Consider the following 19,995-nt stretch of genomic DNA (forward strand, 5'->3'; position numbering starts at 1 on the left):
CGGCCGGATAAGCGACCGCTTACAATGGGCACGACCGGGCCGGCCGTCGTGGCCGCGTGGGCGAGCGGGGAGGAGCACCGGATGACGGTGTCGCTGTCGGCCGAACTCTGGCCGGACGTGCAACCGGAGACCGCCCGGCGGCTCATGCTGGCCGGCGTCGAGGCCTTCGCCCAGCGCGGCTACCACGCCACCACCACGCGGGACATCGCCGGCGCCGCGGGGATGTCGCCCGCCGCGCTCTACGTGCACTTCCCCTCGAAGGCCGCGCTGCTGTTCGCCATCAGCCGGTACGGCCACGAACAGACGCTCGCGCTGGTCGAGAACGTCGTCGCCAAGGAGTCGGACCCGGTCGAACGGATCCGGTTGATCGTCGAGGACTTCGTGGCCTGGCACGCGCGGCGCCACACCGTCGCGCGGGTCGTCCAGTACGAACTGCAGGCGCTGCCCGAGCAGGAGTTCGAGGTGGTCGCCGCGCTGCGGCGCCGGATCGAGCGGATCGTCCGCGAGGTCATCGCCGCGGGCGCCGAAGCCGGCGTGTTCACGGTGTCCGATCCGCACGTCGCCGCCCGGGCCGTGCTTTCGCTCGGGGTCGACGTCGCCCGCTGGTACAGCGAGCGCGCCCGCCAGACGCCGGCCGCGCTCGGCAAGGAGTACGGCGGGCTCGTGCTCCGCATGCTCGGCGTGTCCGCCGGGTAGCGGCCACTTACCGACCGCTTTCTCTGCCACGGTGACCCTCGTGCACACCGTCCTCGACGCGCGGGCCCTCAACCGCGCCACCCTCGCCCGGCAGCTGCTGCTCGAGCGCGCCGGCCTGCCCGTGCTCGACGCCGTCACCCACCTCGGCGGCCTGCAGGCGCAGGAGCCGCAGGAACCGTTCACCGGGCTGTGGTCGCGGTTGCGCGGGTTCGAGCCGGCCGCACTGGACGCCCTGCTGACCGGACGGCAGGTGGTCCGGACCCACCTCATGCGCCGCACGGTCCACCTGCTCGCTTCAGACGACGTCCTCGCCTGGCGGAGCCGGTTCGACACCATGCTGCGGCAGCGGGTGGTCGGCGTCTACCGCCGCGAACTGGCGGGCGTCGACTTCGCCGAACTGGCCGCGGCGGGCCGGGCCGTGCTGGCCGACGGCGAGCCCCGCTCGATGGGCGAGCTCGCGCGGGCGGTCGCCGACCGGTGGCCCGCGCCGGGCCCGCGGCCGCTCGGGGAGCTGCTGATCGCCGCGCTGATCCCGTCGGTGCAGCTGCCGCCGCGCGGGCTGTGGCGCACCAAGGCGGGCGTGCGGAACCTCCCGCTGGCCGGGTGGCTCGGCCGCGACGCCGATCCGCTCGACCCCGGCGACGGCGTCGGGCGGACCCTGGTCCGGCGCTACCTGGCGGCGTTCGGCCCGGCGGCGACGGCGGACCTGCGCGCGTGGTCCGGGCTGGCCGGGCTGCCGGCCGCGGTGAAGGCGGTGCGCGAGGAGCTGGTGGCCTTCCGCGACGAGCGGGGCCGCGAGCTGCTCGACCTGCCCGGCGCCCCGCGTCCCGACCCGGACACCCCGGCCCCGGTCCGGTTCCTGCCGGCGTTCGACAACGCCATCCTCGGCTACGACGATCGCACCCGCATCATCGACGACGCCCACCGCGGGCTGTCGGTGGCGGGTGAGCGGGTGGTGCTGGCCGACGGCCGCGTCTCGGCAACGTGGACGACGGAGGCCGGCGCCGTCGTCGTCCGGCCGCTGCGGCCGTTGACGAGCGCGGAACGCGAGGAGGTCGCGGCCGAGGCGGGCCGCCTGGCCGGGTTCTTGAGCGACGGCGAAAGCGACCGGGTGCGGCTGGAACCGAACCCGAGCTAACCCACCGCCCTGGCGAACCGTTCCGCCACCTCGCGCAGCCGGTCCACCAGCCCCGGCGGCGCCTCCTCGACCACGAAGTCGTACCCGAGCTGCGCCAGGTGGTAGGGCACCGCGTCCAGGTTGGCCGCCCCGGTCCGCAGCCGGCAGCTCCGCTCGTCGATCTCCTCCACCACCGCCGTCGTCGGCGGGATGCGCCGGGTCAGCGCCGCCGCGGGCGCGGCCACCCGCACGACCAGCCGGTGCGGGTACACCTCCGTCGAAATCTGGCGGGAGACGTATTCCGCCAGGTCCGGCGCCGGGGGCTCGCGCGGCGGGAAGCGGAAGCCGGGCGACGGCACGCGAGCGACCCGGTCCACCCGGAAGGTGCGCCAGTCCGCGCGGTCGAGGTCGAAGGCGACCAGGTACCAGCGCCGTCCCGTGTGGACCAGCCGCAGCGGCTCCACCGACCGCTGCGTCACGGCACCGGACCGGTCGCCGTAGCCGAAGCGCAGGCGCTCGTGGTCGCGGCAGGCCGCCGCGATCACGGTCAGCACCGCGGCGTCCACCGTCGGGCCGGCTCCGGGCAGCGACACCGTCGCCGCCTGCAGCGCACCGACCCGCGGCCGCAGCCGGGCGGGCAGCACCTGTTCCAGCTTCGCCAGCGCCCGCACCGACGTCTCCTCGATGCCGCTGACCGTGCCGCTCGCCGCCGTGCGGAGGCCGACCGCGACCGCGACGGCTTCGTCGTCGTCCAGCAGCAGCGGGGGCAGCGCCGCGCCCGCGCCCAGCCGGTAGCCGCCCGCCACCCCCGGCGTCGCGTGCACCGGGTAGCCGAGGGACCGCAGCCGTTCGACGTCGCGGCGGATCGTGCGGACGTCGACCTCCAGGCGGGCCGCGAGGTCGGCACCCGGCCAGTCCCGGCGCGCCTGCAGCAGCGAGAGCAGCTTGAGCAGCCGTTCCGAAGTGCCGTACATGGCCCGAAGTGTGCCAGACATCGCGGACAGTTCCTGTCCGTGATCCGCCGGAAGGTGCACTCCCGCCGCCAAACACTTGCCAGGCACCGCCCCGGGCGGAAAGAGTGACGCATGCCGATCGATCCGCACACCCTGCTCGCCGTCGCCCGCGAAGAAGCCGAGCTGGGCAAGGCCGAAGGGGGCGTGCCGATCGGGGCGGCGCTGTTCGACTCCGCGGGCACGCTACTGGGCCGCGGGCACAACCGGCGCGTGCAGGACGGCGACCCGTCGATGCACGCCGAGACCGCGGCGTTCCGCAACGCCGGCCGCCGCCCGCACTACCGCGACACGATCATGGTGACCACGCTCTCGCCGTGCTGGTACTGCTCCGGGCTCGTCCGTCAGTTCGGTATCGGGCACGTCGTCATCGGTGAGGCCGAGACGTTCCACGGCGGTCACGACTGGCTCGCCGGGCTCGGGGTGGAGATCACCCTGCTCGACGATCCCGGCTGCACCGCGCTGATGACGGAGTTCATCGCCGCGCGTCCGGACCTGTGGTTCGAGGACATCGGGGTCGAAAAGTCCGAATAGGACAGTGTGCACGAAGACCAGCAAGCCAGCGCTTACAGGAGCCGGGATGCCGTCATCCGTTCCGCTCGTGGACCTTTCGCCGTGGTTCGCGGGCACGTCCGAGGGCCGGGCCGAAGTGGCGGGCCGGATCGACCAGGCGCTGCGGGAGTCCGGGTTCCTGCTGGTGACCGGGCACGGTGTCCCGGACGACCTGCGGCACCGGACGCGCGAGCTGGCGCGGGAGTTCTTCGCGCTGCCCGAGGACGTCAAGCAGCGCTACGCCGTCACGGTCGGTGGCCGCGGCTGGCTGCCGCCGGGGGTCGAGGCCAACGGCTACGCCGAGGGCACCGAGACCCCGCCGGACCTCAAGGAGTCCTACTCGGCGGGCGCGGACACCCGGACCGGCGTCGCCGAGGTGGACGGGTTCTGGTTCCAGCCGAACGTCTGGCCGCACGAGGTGCCCGGGCTGGGCGAGGTCGCCACCGAGTACATGCGCCGGATGCGGGCGCTGGCCGACCACCTGCTGGAGATCTTCGCCGCGGCGCTCGGCCTCGCCCAGAGCCACTTCACCCGCCACACCGGGCACCCCACGTACACGTTCAACATCAACTGGTACCCGCCGATGACCCGCGTCGGCACCCCGGCGCCGGACCAGTACCGGATCGGCCCGCACACCGACTTCGGCACGGTCACGGTGCTCGACCGCCAGGCCGGCGTCGGCGGCCTGCAGGTCTGCACGGCCGACGGCGAGTGGGAGGACGCGCCGTTCCACCCGGAGGCGTTCACGGTGAACATCGGCGACCTGATGGCCCGCTGGACGGGTGACCGCTGGCGCTCGACGCGCCACCGCGTCCTCCCGCCGGCCGCGACGGCGCCGGACGAGGACCTCGTGTCGTTGATCTTCTTCTACGAGACCGACCACGACGCCCGGATCACGTCGCTGGCGCCGCCGCTGGGCACCCGGACCTACCCCGAGGTGATCGCGTCGCAGTACCTGAAGGAGAAGCTGGACGCGATCACGATGAGCTGACACCCGTCCCGGTCACGGCTCCGGTTCGGCGCAGACCGTCCGGTTGCGGCCCGCCGCCTTCGCCCGCAGCAGCGCCTGTTCCGCGGCCGGCAGCGCCTTGCCCAGCAGGCCGTCCGCACAGCCCGCCACGCCGATCGACACCGTCACCCCGACGAACTGGGGACCGTCGCCCGAGGCCTTGAGCGCCACCAGCGTCGAGGCGATCCGCAGGCGGATGCGCTCGGCGATCGCCATCGCGTCGAAGGGGCCGGTGCCGGGCAGCAGCACCGCGAACTCCTCGCCGCCCGAGCGGCCCACGAGATCGGCGGCGCGGACCTCGTCGCGCAGGGTGCCGGCGACCGCGCGCAGGACGGCGTCGCCGATGCGGACGCCGTAGCGGTCGTTGAGCAGGCGGAAGTGGTCGAGGTCGAGCAGCAGGACGGCGGCGCCGTGACCGTGGCCGGCGAGGCGGTCGAGCCGGGCCTCGGCCGCGGCGCGCCAGGACGCGGCGGTCAGCACGCCGGTGCCGGGATCGAGGGTGACGTGGTCGCGGCGGCCGGCGGCCAGACCGCCGCGGTGCAGCACGACCGTGGCGCCGGCCAGCACCGGGACGAGCAGCGGCGCGGCGACCGCGGCCCACGCGAGGGGGAGGCCGAAGGCGGTCATCGCGGCGTCGAAGGCATACGCCGGCGCGGCCTCACGGGGGCGGCGCGGCCCGTCGGCGCCGGTCACGAGCGCGGCGTTCACCGCGAGGAACACCAGCCCGGCGGCGGTGAGCAGGAGGACGGTCCGGGTGCCGAGGACCTCGCCGAGCGGCCGGACGCCGGTCGCGGTGAGGAAGGCGCCCGCGACGAGGCCGGCCAGCGCCGTCGCCGCGGCGCCGAACACCTGCCGGTGAACGGGTCTTCTGCGGACCCGGAACCACTGGTGCAGCGCGGAGAGCACGACCAGTGCGACGGCGAGAGCGGGCCGGAGCACGAGCACCCCGGCGAAGACCCACGGCGTGTCGACACCGGGGCCGAGGAGGGTGTCCTCGCGGTGGCGCTCGACGGGCCGCGCGAGCTCCGCCGACGCGAGCATCCCGGCCGCGAGCAGCGCGAACGGCGTCAGCATCGCGGCGAGCGGCGGGAAGCGGAGCGCGGCGAGCACGACCGCGGCGAGGGCGAGGGCGTCGACCCCGACGAGGTACCAGACCTGCCCGCGGCGCGGCAGCCGCCACAGCGCCCACTGCCGCAGGGACCAGCGCCGCAGGAGGAGGGCGGGCAGCACCCGGCCCGGGCGGCGTTCCCCGCCGGCGGCGACCGTGGAATCCCCCACCATTTCGGCAAAGTAGCCGGAATACGGGCCGGTGTCGATCCGCCTTCAGGGGAATTCGACACCGGCGGCGTGGGTCATTTTCCGACCGACGGAGGGTTGACACGCAACATTGGTCTAGTCCACTGTGTGGTGGCACACAGCACTCCTCCCGGGTTGATCCCGCCGCCTCAAACCGGAGGTGCTCCACCCTGCTCGCTCGGAGGACCCCCATGAAATCAGTGCGCCGTCTCCTCACGCTCGCGGCCGCGGCTTCGGCCGCGCTGGCGACGACGGTCGGGCTCGCCCCGCAGGCCATGGCCGCGGTCGACCCGGTGCTCGCCTCCCCGTACCTGTACCAGTGGGGCGGCCAGACCAGCCCGAGCGCGGCGATGTCCGCGACCGGCGTGAAAGCGTTTACCCTCGCCTTCGTCCTGTCCGACGGGACCTGCAACCCCAAGTGGGACGGCAGCCGGTCGCTGACCGGCTCCGACAAGACCATGATCCAGAACATCCGCAACGCGGGCGGGGACGTGATCCCGTCCTTCGGCGGCTGGTCCGGCACGAAACTGGGCTCCAAGTGCACGTCGGCCTCCGCGCTGGCGGGTGCCTACCAGAAGGTGATCGACGCCTACGGCCTCAAGGCGATCGACCTTGACATCGAAAACACCGACGAGTTCCAGAACAACACGGTGCAGGACCGCATCCTCAACGCGGTCAAGCTGACCAAGCAGAAGAACCCCAGCCTGAAGGTCGTCATCACCATCGGCACCACCACGACCGGCCCCGACTCGTGGGGCAAGCGCCTGATCAACCAGGCCAAGGCGATCGGCGCCCCGGTCGACGTCTGGTCGGTCATGCCGTTCGACTTCTCCAGCGGCGGTGACATGGCCGCCATGACGAAGTCCGCGGTCGACGGGCTGAAGAACCAGCTCAAGACCACGTTCGGCTGGACCGACGACACCGCCTACCGGCACAGCGGGCTCTCCTCGATGAACGGCAAGACCGACAACGCGGGCGAGACGGTCACGGTCGCGAACTTCAATTCCATCCGCAGCTACGCGACGAGCCACCACCTGGCCCGCTTCACGTTCTGGGCCACCAACCGCGACTGCAGCGGCGGCGGCGAGTGCAGCGGGATCTCGCAGGACAAGTACGCCTTCACCAAGATCGTCGCCGGCTACACCGGCTGACCCCTCGAACCCGTAGTGGGGCTGTCGGGGGCCCTCTCACCGGCATCGGGGTCGGTGAGGGGGCCTTCGCGGGTCAGCGCTGCGGCCCGCCGGTGTAGGGCCCGCAGTAGTACGGGTAGCACTGGTTCCACCCGGGGTTCCAGCTCGGCGGCGGCGCGCTCGTCGTCGTGGACGACGGCGGCGGCGGCAGGTCGATAGTCACCGTCGGGGTCGGCGTCGGCGTCCGGCGCGCGTGCATCACCACCGGGGACGGCGTGGTCGTCTCGGTCGGGACGGCCGGCGCGGTCGGCAACGGGACGGCGGTGGCCGGCTGCAGCTGCGGGAACTGCCGGTCGCCGGGAACGGAGTCCGGCCTCGTCCCCAGCACGACCACCAAGCCGCCCAGCACCACGATGACCGCCGACGCCAGCGCCATCCGCGCCACCCCGCGGGGTCCGGGTTCGGGCTCGACGCCCCGGCGCGCCGCCAGTTCGGCGGCCCGCGACCCCGGCTTGCGCGGGCGCGCCCCGGTCTGCCTGAGCAGTTCGTCGACCGTGACCCGGTCCCGTCGCCTGCGCGCGCTGCGCGTCATGCACGACCTCCACCCGAAACCCCCGCCGCCGCGCTCACCCGCGGCGGCCTGATCCGGGTGGATAGTAGAAAACCGTTGCGGCAGTTGTAAACGCGCTGATCGCAGCGGTGTCGTTACCGTTTCGAGACATCCGGATCGCGCTCCCGGCCGTAGCCGTCAACGAGCCGCCAACCGCCGCCGCAGACCGGCCACGCGACGGGTCACCGGGGTGAACTCCGGGAGCTTCAGCACCGCCAGCAACCCGAACGGCACGGCCATCCCGAGCAGCCCCTGGACCGGCAGCTTCACCCACGCCCCGGGGATCACCCCGAGCGACGCCGGCACCGCGTGCCCGGCGAGCACCGCCGCCGCCACGCCCAGCGCGCTCACCGAGAGGGTGATCAGGCCGACCCGCAGCGACCGCTTGCTGCGCAGGTGGCCGAGCCGCACCCACAGCCACACCTGGCCCAGGACGGCCCCGACCACGAACCCGGCGCCGTTGACGAGCATGACGCCGTAGACGACGTGCTCGCCGTCGAGCAGCCCGCGGCACAGCAGCAGGAGCGGGATCTTCACCGCGGTCATCACGAGCATGATCAGCGTCGGCGTGCGGGCGTCCTTCATCGCGTAGAACACCCGCAGCTGCAGCATGACCAGCGCGAAGGGCAGCAGCCCGACCGCGGAAACGGCCAGGGTCTGGCCGAGCCGCTCGGCGTCGTCGAGGGTCCCGCGGCCCCAGGTGAAGATCGCGATGCCGATCGGCGTGCCGACCACCGCCAGCACCGCCGAGATGGGCACGAACAGCACGGTGGACATGCGGGAGGCGAGCGAAAGGTCGCCGACGAGCGAAACCGTGTCGCCGTCCGCGGCGGCGCGGCTCATCCGCGGCATCAGCGCGGTCAGCAGGGAAACACCGAGGATGCCGTACGGCAGCTGGAAGAGCAGGGACGCGTAGCTGTAGGCGGTGACGCCGCCGCTGTTGCCGCCGGTCAGCACCCGGGTGGTGATGACGAACCCGACGTGGCTGACCACGACGTAGCCGAGGATCCACGCGGCGAGCCCGCCGAACTCCTTGATCCGCGGGTCGAAGCCCCAGCGCCAGCGGAACCGGAACCCGGTGCGCAGCAACGCCGGGATGAGCACCACCGCCTGCGCGACGATGCCGAGCGTGGTGCCGAGGCCGAGCACGAGCAGCTTGGGGTCGCTCATCCGCACCGGGTCGAGGGTCAGCTCCCCCGGCACGACGGCGAACACGACGAGCGTGCCGGTGACGACGACGTTGTTCAGCACCGGCGCCCAGGCCGGCGGGCCGAACACGTTCTGCGCGTTGAGGATGGCCGAGAGCAGGGCGAACAGGCCGTAGAAGAGGATCTGCGGGAGCAGCAGGTACGCCAGCGCGGTGGTCAATCCCGGGTTCGCGGTCGGGGACGATTTGTCGACGTAGAGCGCGGTGAACAGCGGGGCGATCGCCACCGCGACGGCCGTGCCGACGACGAGCAGCACGAGCGCCATCGTGATCAGCCGCTGCGTGTAGGCGCGGCCGCCGTCGGGATCGTCGTGCGAGCGGACCAGCAGCGGCACCACGACGCTGGCCAGGACACCGCCGAAGAGCAGCTCGAAGACGATGTTGGGCAGCGTGTTGGCGACGGTGAAGGAGTCGTTGACGACCCCGGCCCCGACCACGGCGGCGAGCAGCAGCTTCGCGACGAACCCGGTGACCCGGCTGACCGCCGAGGCGACCGCCATCCGCCCGCTGGAACGGGCCAGCGACGAGCCGGCACCCTCCCCGCGGCCGGCGCTGACCGGCGACGCGGGCGGCCGCGCGACGATCTGGCCGGCGAACTCGTCGTAGGCGCGCCGGGAGACGTCCGGGTCACGGGTCGGCCAGTGCGGGCCCCGCAGCTCGCTCGGGAGGAAGACCGTCGCCTCGTCGTCCACCGGTGGTGGGTGCTCCGCCATGGGGACAAGCCTGCCAGGTCAGGCGCACGGACGGGAGACCGAACACCTGTTCGAGAGCAGGACGCTCCGTGACACTCAGGCGGCGACGGTGATCGCCAGCGCGGCCCGCCCGGCCTCGGTCAGCTCGGCGGGCACGCGCCCGGTGCCGCCGTCGACCGCGGGCCGCAGGTAGCCACCGTGGGCGAGGGCGTGCGCGGTGATCTGATCGCAGCAGGCGAATCCGTCGATGAAGAGGTCGGGCTCGCAGCTGCACGACATCTGCGCACGACCCGCGGCCACCGCCTTCAGCATCGCCATGGCGCGGTGGGTGAGCTCGACTCCTGAACCGGACACCGGTCTGCCTTCCTCGTTCGTCGCTACAACGGGTTATTCGCCCGTTGGGCCGATTGTGTTACTTACGGCACTATGACGTTTGGGGTGCGGGTCGGGTTCCGTTGGGTTTCTTCCGCGGTGGTCGCCTGGCGGGAGGTGGTCGCCTGCCCGGAAGGAGACTGGCGAGTCTGCCGGAGTTGGTGGAAGGAGACTGGCTGGTCTGCCGGGGTTCACAAGGTTGTCCTCGCCGGACGGGCAGGCTCTGGGATGACCTCGGGTGCGTTGCCGGCTCGCGGTTTGCGGGTGGGCCGCGGTGAGGTCATCCCGTCGCCTGATTGAGGCCTATCACTTTGAGCCAGGCCCGCAAGCTTGGGCTGTTGGCTCGCCCTGGGTGGTGGGTTGCGGGCCTGGCTCAAAGTGATTTCGTGGCCTCAGGCGACGGGATGACCTCGCCGCTCCTTTGTCTGGTTGGTCAGCTCAGGCGCAGCTCGAGTGTGTGGGCCCACTCTCGGACGATCTGGCGCCTTCGGCGGGTGTCGTCCGTCAGGAGGTTGGCCAAGCCCAGGCCGCGGGCCAGGTCCAGCGTGGCCTGGACCAGCTCTCGTACCCCCGGCTTCGACTCGTCCACTCCCAGGAGTTCCACCGTTACCCGGTGGGCCTCGCGGCCTACCCGGGCCTCCAAGGGCACCAACACGTCCCGCAGTGCCTCGTCGGTCGCCGCCACCGACCACAGTTGCAGTGCCGCGCGGAACAGGGGGCCCGTGTACAGGTTCAGCACCATCTCCACGACGCGCTCGATGCGGGATGCCCCGGTCGGCAGGCCGGCCGCCTGGGCCCGGAGCTCGTCGATCTGGGCCTCGCCGAGCAGGTCGACCGCCGCCACCACGAGGTCCTCCCGGGCCGGGAAGTGGTGCTGGGCCGCGCCGCGGGAGACGCCCGCGCGTTCGGCGATCCCGGCCACCGTCACGCCGTGCCAGCCGCGCTCGCCGAAACTGTCGAGGGCGGCCTCGACCAGGCGCCGCCGCGTCGTGCGGCTGCGTTCCTGCTGGGGTTCGCGGATGCCGGTCAAGCCGGCTCCACCCAGAAGTCGAGCTGGAGGTCCTCCTCGGCGCCGCCGACGCGGTACTTGGCGAAGTCCGTCACGCCGGCGGCACGCAGCACCTCGTCGTCCAGGAAGAAGTTCCCGGTCACCTCGCGGCTCGGCTTGGTGAGGATCGCGTGGGCGGCGTCGGCCATGATCTCCGGTGTCCGGCTGCGGGAAGCCAGCTCCGCGCCGACGACGTTGCGGATCGCCGCGGTGTCGATCGTCGTGCGCGGCCACAGGGAGTTGGCCGCGATGCCGTCCTTCTTGAGCTCGGCCGCCAGACCCACGGTCACCAGGCTCATCGAGTACTTGGCGATGCTGTAGGCGAGGTGGCCTGCGGTGAACCACTTCTCGTCGAGGCTGATCGGCGGTGACAGCGTCAGGATGTGCGGGTTCATCGACCGGCGCAGGTGCGGGATGGCCAGTTTGGACAGCAGGAACGTGCCGCGCGCGTTGATGTCCTGCATCAGGTCGTAGCGCTTCATGCTGACCTGCTCGGTCGGCGTCAGGTCGATCGCGCTCGCGTTGTTCACCACGATGTCGATGCCGCCGAACCGCTCGACGGTCTTCGCCACCGCGGCCGCCACGCCGTCGTCGTCGCGGACGTCGCCGACGATCGGCAGTGCGTGACCGCCCGCCTGCTCGATCGCCTCCGCCGCCGTGTGGATCGTGCCCGGCAGCTTCGGGTGCGGCTCGGCCGTCTTGGCCAGGAGGGCGATGTTCGCGCCGTCGGCCGCCGCACGCAAGGCGATCGCCTCGCCGATGCCACGGCTGCCGCCGGACATCAGGATCGTCTTTCCCGCCAATGTGGACAAAGCGACCCTCCTAGTAGGACTTCGGGAGGCCGAGGCTGTGCTGGCCGACGAAGTTGAGCACCATCTCGCGGCTCACCGGCGCGATCCGGCCGAGCCGCACCGCCGTGACCAGCGTGCCGAGGCCGTATTCGGTGGCCAGGCCGTTGCCGCCGTGGGTCTGGACGGCCTGGTCGGTCGCGCGGATGGCGACCTCCGCGGCCGCGTACTTCGCCATGTTCGCCGACTCCCCCGCGCCGAAGTCGTCGCCGGAGTCGTAGAGCGACGCCGCCTTCTGCGTCATCAGCTTCGCGAGCTCCAGCTCGATCTTGATCTCGGCCAGCGGGTGCGCGAGGCCCTGGTGGGTGCCGATCGGGGCACCCCAGACCTGCCGCTCGTTGGCGTAGCCGACGGCCTTGGCCAGTGCGTACCGGGCGATGCCCAGGGAGAACGACGCGCCCATGATGCGTTCCGGGTTGAGGCCCGCGAACAGCTGCGCGATCGCCGCGTCCTCCTCGCCGACCAGCGCTTCGGCGGGCAGGTGGACGTCGTCGAGGAACAGCGAGAACTGGTTCTCCGGCGCGACGATGTCCATCGGGATCTTCGTGTACTCGAAGCCGGGGGTGCCGGTCGGCAGGATGAACAGCGCGGGCTTGAGCTTGCCGGTCTTCGCATCCTCGGTGCGGCCGACGACGAGCACCGCGTCGGCCTCGTCGACCCCGGAGATGTAGACCTTGCGTCCACTGAGGACCCAGCCGCCGGCGTCCCGCCGCGCGGTCGTGGTGATCCGGTGCGAGTTCGACCCGGCGTCCGGCTCGGTGATCGCGAAGACCATCCGCTTGGTGCCGTCGGCGATGCCGGGCAGCCACTGCTTCTTCTGCTCTTCGGTGCCGAAGCGGGAGATCACCGTGCCGCAGATCGCCGGTGAGACGACCATGAGCAGCAACGGCGAGCCCGCGGCGGCGAGCTCTTCGAGCACCGCGGCGAGGTCGGCGATGCCCGCGCCCCCGCCGCCGTACTCCTCGGGGATGTTGACGCCCAGGTAGCCGAGGCGCCCGGCCTCGTCCCACAGTTCGTGCGTCTTCTCGTCGGCACGGGCCTTGCGGGCGTAGTACTCGTGCCCGTACTTGGCGCCGAGGTCGGCGACGGCCTTGCGAAGCGCGATCCGCTCCTCCGGCTCGATGAAGTTCATGGCGTTCATGCGTTGTCTCCCACCACGGTGTCCGATTGCGCGTCTCCGACGACGGCGAGGATCGTGCCCACTTCGACCTGCTGTCCGACCGTCACCGGCAGCTCCGCGACCACGCCGTCGGCGGGCGCGGCGATCCGGTGTTCCATCTTCATCGCCTCGAGCCACAGCAACGGGTCGCCCGCCTTGACCGGGTCGCCGGCCCGCACGGCGAGCCGGACGACCGTGCCCGGCATCGGCGCGACCAGCGATCCCGCCGCGAGGGCGGCGTCCGGGTCGGCGAACCGCGGCTCGGCCTTGAGCGCCACCGAACCGAGCGTGGAGTCCACATAGGACACGTCGTCGTGGCGGGCGACGTCGAAGGCGCGCCGCACCCCGTTCACCTCGAGCACGACCCGCCCCGGCTCGGCCGTGACGAGGTCGGCTTCGAAGCCTTCGGCTTCCAAGCCGTCGCGGGTCAGCGAGTAGACCACCTCGTACTCGCGGCCGGCCACCGTGAAGACCTTGCGCTGCCCGGCCGAGCGGACGTTGCGCCAGCCGCTGGGCAGCCTGCCCTGCGTGGTGGCTCGCGCCCGGTTGCCCGCCGCGTCCGCCAACGCGGCGGCGAGCGCGGACAGCCGCTCGGTGCCGGGCGTGGCCAGCGGCGCGGCGAGGGTGTCGAGGCCGTGGCGGTCGAAGAACGCCGTGTCGGTCTCCCCCGCCAGGAAGGCGTCGTGGCGCAGGATGTTCACCAGCAGGTCGCGGTTGGTGACGACGCCGTGGATCTTCGTCGCGGCCAGGGCCTTCGCGAGCCGCCGGGCCGCTTCGGCGCGGGTCGGCGCCCAGGTGATCACCTTGGCGAGCATCGGGTCGTAGTGGACGCCCACCACCGAGCCGCTCTCGAAGCCGGAGTCGAGCCGCAGCCCGGGCCCGTGCGTGAACGACCGGTCCACCTCGGGCACCTCGAACGCGTGGAGCGTGCCGCTCTGCGGCTGCCACCCGGCCGCCGGGTCTTCGGCGTAGAGCCGGACCTCGATGGAGTGGCCGACGGTCGGGGGCGGATCGGCGGGCAGGCGCTCGCCCTCGGCGATCCGCAGCTGCAGCGCGACCAGGTCCAAGCCGGTGACGTTCTCGGTGACCGGGTGCTCGACCTGCAGCCGGGTGTTCATCTCCAGGAAGTAGAACCGGCCGTCCGGCCCGGCGAGGAACTCGACCGTACCCGCGCCGACGTAGTCGATCGCCTTGGCCGCCTTGCGCGCGGCTTCGAACAGCTCCTCGCGCATGCCCGCGTCGACGAACGGCGACGGCGCCTCCTCGACGACCTTCTGGTGGCGGCGCTGGATGGAGCACTCCCGCTCCCCCACCGCCCACACCGTGCCGTGGGTGTCGGCCAGGACCTGAACCTCGATGTGGCGCCCGGTCTCCAGGTACCGCTCGCAGAACACGGTCGGGTCGCCGAACGCCGACCCGGCCTCGGCACTCGCGCCTTCGACCGCCTCGGCCAGCTCGTCGAGCGAGCGGACCACGCGCATGCCGCGGCCACCACCACCGGCGGAGGCCTTGACCAGCAACGGCAGGTCGGCTTCGGTCACCGAGGCCGGGTCCAGTTCGGACAGCACCGGGACGCCCGCGGCGGCCATCAGCCGTTTGGACTCCACTTTGGAGCCCATGGTCTCGATGGCCTCCGGCGGCGGGCCGACCCAGGTGAGCCCCGCGTCGAGGACGGCTCGCGCGAAGGCGGCGTTTTCGGACAGGAAACCGTACCCCGGGTGGACGGCGTCGGCGCCGGTCTCGGCCGCCGCCTTGACCAGCAGTTCGGCCCGCAGGTACGTCTCGGCCGGTGCGTTGCCGGGCAGCCGGACGGCCGCGTCGGCTTCGAGGGCGTGCGGCGCGGCGGCATCGGCGTCGGAGAACACCGCGACCGTGCCGATCCCGGCGTCGCGGCAGGTGCGGAAGACGCGGCGGGTGATCTCGCCGCGGTTGGCGACCAGCAGGTTCTGGATCATCGCTCGCTCACATCCGGAAGACGCCGAAGCCCTCGGCGCCCTTCACTGGTCCATTGTGGATCGCGGACAGGCTCAGGCCGAGCACGGTGCGGGTGTCGCGCGGGTCGATGATGCCGTCGTCGTAGAGCATGCCGGAGAGGAACATCGGCATCGACTCGGCCTCGATCTGGCCTTCCACCATCGCGCGCATGGCCTTGTCGTGCTCCTCGTTGTACTCCTGGCCGCGGCTTTCGGCGGCCGCGCGGGCCACGATGGACAGCACGCCGGCCAGCTGGGCCGGGCCCATCACCGCGGACTTCGCGCTCGGCCACGCGAACAGGAACCGGGGGTCGTAGGCGCGGCCGCACATGCCGTAGTGGCCGGCGCCGTAGGACGCTCCCATGAGGACGGACAGGTGCGGCACCTTCGAGTTCGACACCGCGTTGATCATCATCGCGCCGTGCTTGATAATCCCGCTCTGCTCGTACTCCTTGCCGACCATGTAGCCGGTCGTGTTGTGCAGGAACACCAGCGGGGTGTGGATCTGGTTGGCCAGCTGGATGAACTGCGCGGCCTTCTGCGACTCCTCGCCGAACAGCACGCCCTGGGCGTTGGCGAGCACGCCGACCGGGTAGCCGTGGATGCTCGCCCAGCCCGTGACCAGCGAAGACCCGTACAGCGGCTTGAACTCGTCGAAGTCGGAGCCGTCGACGACGCGGGCGATCACCTCGCGCGGGTCGAAGGGGACCTTGAGGTCGGTCGGCACGATCCCGAGCAGGTCCTCGGCGTCGTACAACGGCTCGGCGTAGTCCGGCTTCGGCGACGGCCCCTGCTTGGTCCAGTTCAGCCGCTTGACGATGTTCCGGCCGAGGCGGATCGCGTCGGCCTCGTCGACGGCCAGGTAGTCGGCCAGACCCGAGGTACGGGCGTGCATCTCGGCGCCGCCGAGCGACTCGTCGTCGGACTCCTCGCCGGTGGCCATCTTGACCAGTGGCGGCCCCCCGAGGAACACCTTGGCGCGTTCCTTGACCATCACGACGTAGTCCGACATGCCCGGCAGGTACGCGCCACCGGCGGTGGAGTTGCCGAAGACCAGCGCGATCGTCGGGCAGCCCGCGGCCGAGGCCCGCGTGAGGTCCCGGAAGATCCGGCCGCCGGGGATGAAGATCTCCTTCTGCGTCGGCAGGTCCGCGCCACCGGACTCGACGAGGTTGATCGACGGCAGCCGGTTCTGCGCGGCGATGTCCGCGGCCCGGAAGCTCTTCTTGGTCGTCCAGGGGTTGCTCGCGCCGCCCTTGACCGTCGGGTCGCTGGCCGAGATCAGGCATTCGACGCCTTCGACCACGCCGATCCCGGTCACCAGGCTGGCCCCGACGCGGTAGTCGGTGCCCCACGCGGCCAGCGGCGACAGCTCCAGGAACGGCGAGTCCTCGTCGAGCAGCAGCTCGATCCGTTCGCGCGCCAGGAGCTTGCCGCGCTTGCGGTGCCGCTCGACGTACTTCTCGCCGCCGCCGGCCACCGCCTTGGCGTGCTCGGCGTCGATCTCGGCGAGCTTCTCCAGCATCGCCTCGCGGTTCGCGCCGAACTCGGCGGCCCGCGTGTCCACTGTGGACCTCAAAGCAGTCACGAGGTGTATCCCAATCGCTTCGCGGCCAGGCCGGTGAGGATCTCGGTGGTGCCGCCGCCGATGCCGAGGATCCGGACGTCGCGGTAGTGCCGCTCCACTTCGGACTCGCGCATGTAGCCGAGCCCGCCGTGCAGCTGGACGGCCTCGTTGACCACCCACTCGGCGGCCTCGACGGCGGTGTTCTTGGCGAAACAGGCTTCGGCGATGACCTCCTCGCCCGAGACGTGCCGGATCGCGGCCTGCCGGGTGTAGGTGCGGGCGACGTCGACCTTCCGCGCCATTTCGGTGAGCTTGTGCTGGACGACCTGCCGCGAGATGAGCGGACGGCCGAACGTCTCGCGCAGCCGGCACCAGTCCAGCGTCAGGTCCAGGGCCCGCTGGGCGTGCGCGTACGCCTGCACGGCCAGCGACAGCCGTTCGGTGACGAACTGGGTGGCCACCTGCGCGAACCCGCTGTTCTCGGCACCGACCAGGTTCTCCACCGGCACCCGGACGTCCACGTAGGACAGCTCGGCGGTGTCGGAGCAGAGCCAGCCCATCTTCTCGAGCTTGCGGCTCACCGTGAAGCCCGGCGTGCCGCGTTCGACGACGATCAGGGAGAGCCCGTGGGCGCCGTCGCCGCCGGTGCGCACCACCGTCGTCACGAAGTCGGCGCGGCAGCCGGAGGTGATGAACGTCTTCGCGCCGTTGACGACGTACTCGTCGCCCTCGCGGACCGCGGTGGTCCGGATCCCGGCGACGTCGGACCCGCCGTCCGGCTCGGTGACCGCCAGCGAACCGATCTTGGCGCCTTCTAGGGTGGGCCGCACCCAGCGTTCGATCTGCACCGGGTCGCCCGCTTCGGCGATGTGCGGGACGGCGATGCCGCAGGTGAACAGCGACGCGAACAGGCCGCCGGAGCCGCCCGCGTAGTGCAGTTCCTCGGCGACGACCAGCGCGTCGAGGTAGTTGCCGTCGCCGCCGCCGATCTCCTCGGGGAAGGCCACCCCGAGCAGGCCGAGGTCCCCGGCCTTCCGGTGCAGCTCGCGCGGCAGCTCGCCGGCCCGCTCCCAGTCGTCGAGGTGCGGCAGGACCTCCTGCTCGACGAACCGGCGGACGGTCTTGCGCAGCTCGGCGCGTTCGGGCGTCCGGAAGGGGTCGGTCACCGCAGGGCCTCCGGGACGTCGATCTCGCGCGACCGCAGCCACTCGCCGAGGGCCTTGGCCTGCGGGTCGAACCGCACTTGCGACGCGACTCCCTCGCCGAGGATGCCTTCGACGACGAAGTTCATCGCCCGCAGGTTGGGCAGCAGGTAGCGGGTCACCGGCAGGTCCGCGGTCTCGGGCAGCAGGCGCCGGAACTCGGCGACGGTCAGCCGGTGCACCAGCCACCGCCAGGCTCCTTCGGAGCGCACCCACACGCCGACGTTGGCGTTGCCGCCCTTGTCGCCGCTGCGGGCCCCGGCGATCGTGCCCAGCGGCACCCGCCGCACCGGCCCGTGGTCGAGCGGCTCGGGCAGCGCCGGTTCATCCACATCGGACAAGTCCAGGGTGGACGCTGAAGGCGCTATGTCGACACGCATGCCGTCCGGCAGCACGGCGACGTGCGGCACCTTCTTCGCGTCCACGTAGGCCGCGGTGTAGACGCCGTACGGCGAGGCGTCCGACGGCGGTGCGGTGACGTGGAACCCGGGGTAGCTGGCCAGCGCGAGTTCGACGGCCGCACCGGTGAACGCCCGCCCGGCGACCTTCGGGTCGGCGTCCTTGACGGCGACGTGCAGCAGCGCGCTCGCGGTCTGCTCGGTGTCGGCGTCGGCGTGGTCGGTGCGGGCGAGGGTCCACCGGACGTCGGCGGGTGGCCGGTCCTTCATGGACGCTTCGAGCTGTTCCCGGACCAGCGCGGCTTTCGCCTCGATGTCGAGTCCGGTGAGGACGAACGTGGTCTCGTTGCGGAACCCGCCGAGGGTGTTCAGCGCGACCTTCAGCGTCGGCGGCGGCGCTTCCCCGCGCACACCGGCGATGCGGACGCGGTCGGGCCCGTCCTGGCTCAGGGACAGCGTGTCGAACCGGGTGGTGACGTCCGGGCCGGCATAGCGGGGGCCGGTGATCTCGTAGAGCAGCTGGGCCGTGACGGTGCCGACGTTCACCACGCCGCCGGTGCCCGGGTGCTTGGTGATGACGCTGGAGCCGTCGGCCTCGATCTCGGCGATCGGGAAGCCGGGCATCCCGAGGCTGTGCTCGGTGAAGAAGGCGTAGTTGCCGCCGGTGGCCTGGGCACCGCACTCGATGACGTGCCCGGCGGCGACCGCGCCGGCCAGGGCGTCGAAGTCGTCGCGGGCCCAGCCGTGGTGCGCGGCGGCCGGGCCGACGACGACGGAGGCGTCGGTGACCCGGCCGGTGACGACGACGTCGGCGCCCGCGTTCAGGCATTCGGCGATGCCCCAGGCACCGAGGTAGGCGTTGGCGGTCAGCGGTTTCCCGAGGTCCAGCTCGTCGGCGCGGGCCACCAGGTCGTCGCCTTCGACGTGCGCGATCTTGACGTCGAGACCCAGCCGGTCCGCCAGCTCCCGCAGCGCGTCCGCGAGCCCGGCGGGGTTGAGCCCACCGGCGTTGGCGACGATCTTGACACCCTTTTCCCGCGCCAGCCCGAGGTTCTCCTCCAGCTGGCGGAGGAAGGTCTTGGCGTAGCCGCGGGTGGCGTCCTTCATCCGGTCGCGGCCGAGGATGAGCATGGTCAGCTCGGCGAGGTAGTCGCCGGTGAGGACGTCGAGGGGGCCGCCGGTGAGCATCTCGCGGACGGCGGAGAAGCGGTCGCCGTAGAAGCCCGAGGCGTTGCCGATCCGGTACGGCTGGGTCACGGCCGGCTCCGCGGGGACGTGTGCGTCGCCGGGCCGAACTGCCCCGGCTTCCGGCCGCTCCCCGGCGGGCCGGCGAAGGCCTGCGCGATGCCGAGCCATTCCTCGACGTCGGCGCCGTTGGCGACCAGATCGGTGTCCGCGAGGTGCCGCCGCTGGGTGACGGCGAGGCAGAAGTCCAGCGCGCTGCCGGTCAGCTTCTGCTCGGCGTCCTCGGGCCCGAACACCCAGGTCGAGCCGTCCGGCGCGGTGAGCTCGACGCGGAACTCCTCGACCGGCGGCGCGAGCGAGTGGAGCTTGTAGGCGAAGTCGCGGGTCCGGGTGCCGAAGCGGGCGATGTGCCACAGCCGCGCGGTCGGCTCGCGGGTCAGGCCGAGCGCGTCGAAGACGTCCTGCCCGTGGGCCCAGGTTTCCATCATCCGCGCGGTCGCCATCGAGGCGGCGCTCATCGGCGGCCCGTACCAGGGCAGCTTCTGCCCGTCCGGGACGGCGGCGAGGGCTTCGGCCAGCAGTGCGCGGCCTTCGCGCCAGTCTTCGAGGATTTCCCGCGGTGGCCGCTGCGCGCCCGCCTCCGCGCCGTCGTCGACGTACGTCTCGCCGGTCTTGAGGAGCTCTTCGACCTCGGCCTGCCAGTTCTCCGGGTGCGCCGCGGCGATCAGGGCCTTCCGGTCGGTCCAGGCCAGGTGCGCGATCTGGTGCGCGATGGTCCACCCTTCGGCGGGGGTCGCGCGCGCCCAGTCGGCCGCGGGCAGTCCCGCCACCGCGTCGTCGATCGTCCGTGTCTCCGCGTCGAGATCCCCGAGGATCACGCCGAGGTCCGCCATCGCCCGCCTCCTTGCGTCCTGGGCCAGCGTG

General features: G+C 72.2%; 18 protein-coding genes. 5 read left to right on the top strand and 13 right to left on the bottom strand.

Annotation, left to right across the window (positions count from 1 at the left end; all coding sequences use genetic code 11):
• The first annotated feature begins 81 nt into the window (after positions 1–81).
• Both ACWEGE_RS40195 and ACWEGE_RS40200 read left to right on the top strand, forming a co-directional pair.
• Positions 82–696, top strand: a complete 615-nt coding sequence (locus ACWEGE_RS40195; protein WP_449665735.1) for a TetR/AcrR family transcriptional regulator — start codon at positions 82–84, stop codon at positions 694–696.
• Between the two features lie 40 nt (positions 697–736).
• Complete coding sequence (locus tag ACWEGE_RS40200) at positions 737–1,834, top strand: winged helix DNA-binding domain-containing protein (RefSeq protein WP_449665780.1); 1,098 nt, start codon at positions 737–739, stop codon at positions 1,832–1,834.
• On the opposite strand, the gene ACWEGE_RS40205 is transcribed toward ACWEGE_RS40200, so the two are convergent.
• On the bottom strand, positions 1,831–2,787 hold the full coding sequence (locus tag ACWEGE_RS40205; RefSeq protein ID WP_449665736.1) for a helix-turn-helix transcriptional regulator: 957 nt from the start codon (positions 2,785–2,787) through the stop codon (positions 1,831–1,833). The genes ACWEGE_RS40200 and ACWEGE_RS40205 overlap by 4 nt on opposite strands.
• Positions 2,788–2,898: 111 nt before the next feature.
• Between ACWEGE_RS40205 and ACWEGE_RS40210 the strand changes: the two genes are divergently transcribed.
• Both ACWEGE_RS40210 and ACWEGE_RS40215 read left to right on the top strand, forming a co-directional pair.
• On the top strand, positions 2,899–3,357 hold the full coding sequence (locus ACWEGE_RS40210; protein WP_086851771.1) for a nucleoside deaminase: 459 nt from the start codon (positions 2,899–2,901) through the stop codon (positions 3,355–3,357).
• A 46-nt stretch (positions 3,358–3,403) separates the two neighbouring features.
• Positions 3,404–4,366 (top strand): isopenicillin N synthase family dioxygenase, encoded by a 963-nt coding sequence (locus ACWEGE_RS40215; RefSeq protein ID WP_449665737.1) that lies wholly within the window; start codon positions 3,404–3,406, stop codon positions 4,364–4,366.
• Between the two features lie 12 nt (positions 4,367–4,378).
• Here the strand turns inward: ACWEGE_RS40215 and ACWEGE_RS40220 are convergent, their stop codons facing one another.
• Positions 4,379–5,665, bottom strand: coding sequence for a diguanylate cyclase (locus ACWEGE_RS40220; protein ID WP_449665738.1), 1,287 nt, complete (start codon positions 5,663–5,665; stop codon positions 4,379–4,381).
• Between the two features lie 206 nt (positions 5,666–5,871).
• Here ACWEGE_RS40220 and ACWEGE_RS40225 point away from each other — a divergent pair, with 206 nt between their 5' ends.
• On the top strand, positions 5,872–6,831 hold the full coding sequence (locus ACWEGE_RS40225) for a chitinase (RefSeq protein WP_449665739.1): 960 nt from the start codon (positions 5,872–5,874) through the stop codon (positions 6,829–6,831).
• 73 nt (positions 6,832–6,904) lie between these two features.
• Here ACWEGE_RS40225 and ACWEGE_RS40230 read toward each other — a convergent pair whose 3' ends face one another.
• The 11 genes from ACWEGE_RS40230 to ACWEGE_RS40280 all read right to left on the bottom strand — a co-directional run bounded on the left by ACWEGE_RS40230 (position 6,905) and on the right by ACWEGE_RS40280 (position 19,964).
• On the bottom strand, positions 6,905–7,402 hold the full coding sequence (locus ACWEGE_RS40230) for a hypothetical protein (protein ID WP_449665740.1): 498 nt from the start codon (positions 7,400–7,402) through the stop codon (positions 6,905–6,907).
• 156 nt (positions 7,403–7,558) lie between these two features.
• The gene (murJ, locus tag ACWEGE_RS40235; protein ID WP_449665741.1) at positions 7,559–9,340 is read right to left on the bottom strand and encodes a murein biosynthesis integral membrane protein MurJ; all 1,782 of its coding nucleotides are present in this window, start codon (positions 9,338–9,340) and stop codon (positions 7,559–7,561) included.
• A 75-nt stretch (positions 9,341–9,415) separates the two neighbouring features.
• A complete protein-coding gene (locus ACWEGE_RS40240; protein ID WP_449665742.1) occupies positions 9,416–9,673 on the bottom strand; it encodes a hypothetical protein in 258 nt (85 codons plus the stop codon).
• A gap of 451 nt (positions 9,674–10,124) precedes the next feature.
• A complete protein-coding gene (locus ACWEGE_RS40245; RefSeq protein WP_449665743.1) occupies positions 10,125–10,721 on the bottom strand; it encodes a TetR/AcrR family transcriptional regulator in 597 nt (198 codons plus the stop codon).
• A complete protein-coding gene (locus tag ACWEGE_RS40250) occupies positions 10,718–11,551 on the bottom strand; it encodes an SDR family oxidoreductase (protein ID WP_449665744.1) in 834 nt (277 codons plus the stop codon). Before ACWEGE_RS40250 ends, ACWEGE_RS40245 begins: the two co-directional genes overlap by 4 nt.
• A gap of 10 nt (positions 11,552–11,561) precedes the next feature.
• Positions 11,562–12,728 carry an acyl-CoA dehydrogenase family protein gene (locus ACWEGE_RS40255; protein ID WP_449665745.1) on the bottom strand — a complete coding sequence of 389 codons (1,167 nt, stop codon included), beginning with the start codon at positions 12,726–12,728 and terminating at the stop codon, positions 11,562–11,564.
• Positions 12,725–14,701 (bottom strand): acetyl/propionyl/methylcrotonyl-CoA carboxylase subunit alpha, encoded by a 1,977-nt coding sequence (locus ACWEGE_RS40260; RefSeq protein ID WP_449665746.1) that lies wholly within the window; start codon positions 14,699–14,701, stop codon positions 12,725–12,727. Before ACWEGE_RS40260 ends, ACWEGE_RS40255 begins: the two co-directional genes overlap by 4 nt.
• A gap of 7 nt (positions 14,702–14,708) precedes the next feature.
• Positions 14,709–16,307, bottom strand: coding sequence for an acyl-CoA carboxylase subunit beta (locus tag ACWEGE_RS40265; RefSeq protein ID WP_449665747.1), 1,599 nt, complete (start codon positions 16,305–16,307; stop codon positions 14,709–14,711).
• Positions 16,304–17,452, bottom strand: a complete 1,149-nt coding sequence (locus ACWEGE_RS40270; protein WP_449665748.1) for an acyl-CoA dehydrogenase family protein — start codon at positions 17,450–17,452, stop codon at positions 16,304–16,306. The genes ACWEGE_RS40265 and ACWEGE_RS40270 overlap by 4 nt, the downstream gene beginning before the upstream one ends.
• On the bottom strand, positions 17,449–19,143 hold the full coding sequence (locus tag ACWEGE_RS40275) for an acyclic terpene utilization AtuA family protein (protein WP_449665749.1): 1,695 nt from the start codon (positions 19,141–19,143) through the stop codon (positions 17,449–17,451). The genes ACWEGE_RS40270 and ACWEGE_RS40275 overlap by 4 nt, the downstream gene beginning before the upstream one ends.
• The gene (locus tag ACWEGE_RS40280; RefSeq protein ID WP_449665750.1) at positions 19,140–19,964 is read right to left on the bottom strand and encodes a TIGR03084 family metal-binding protein; all 825 of its coding nucleotides are present in this window, start codon (positions 19,962–19,964) and stop codon (positions 19,140–19,142) included. The genes ACWEGE_RS40275 and ACWEGE_RS40280 overlap by 4 nt, the downstream gene beginning before the upstream one ends.
• Positions 19,965–19,995: the final 31 nt, after the last annotated feature.

Source organism: Amycolatopsis sp. NPDC004747, assembly GCF_053601335.1.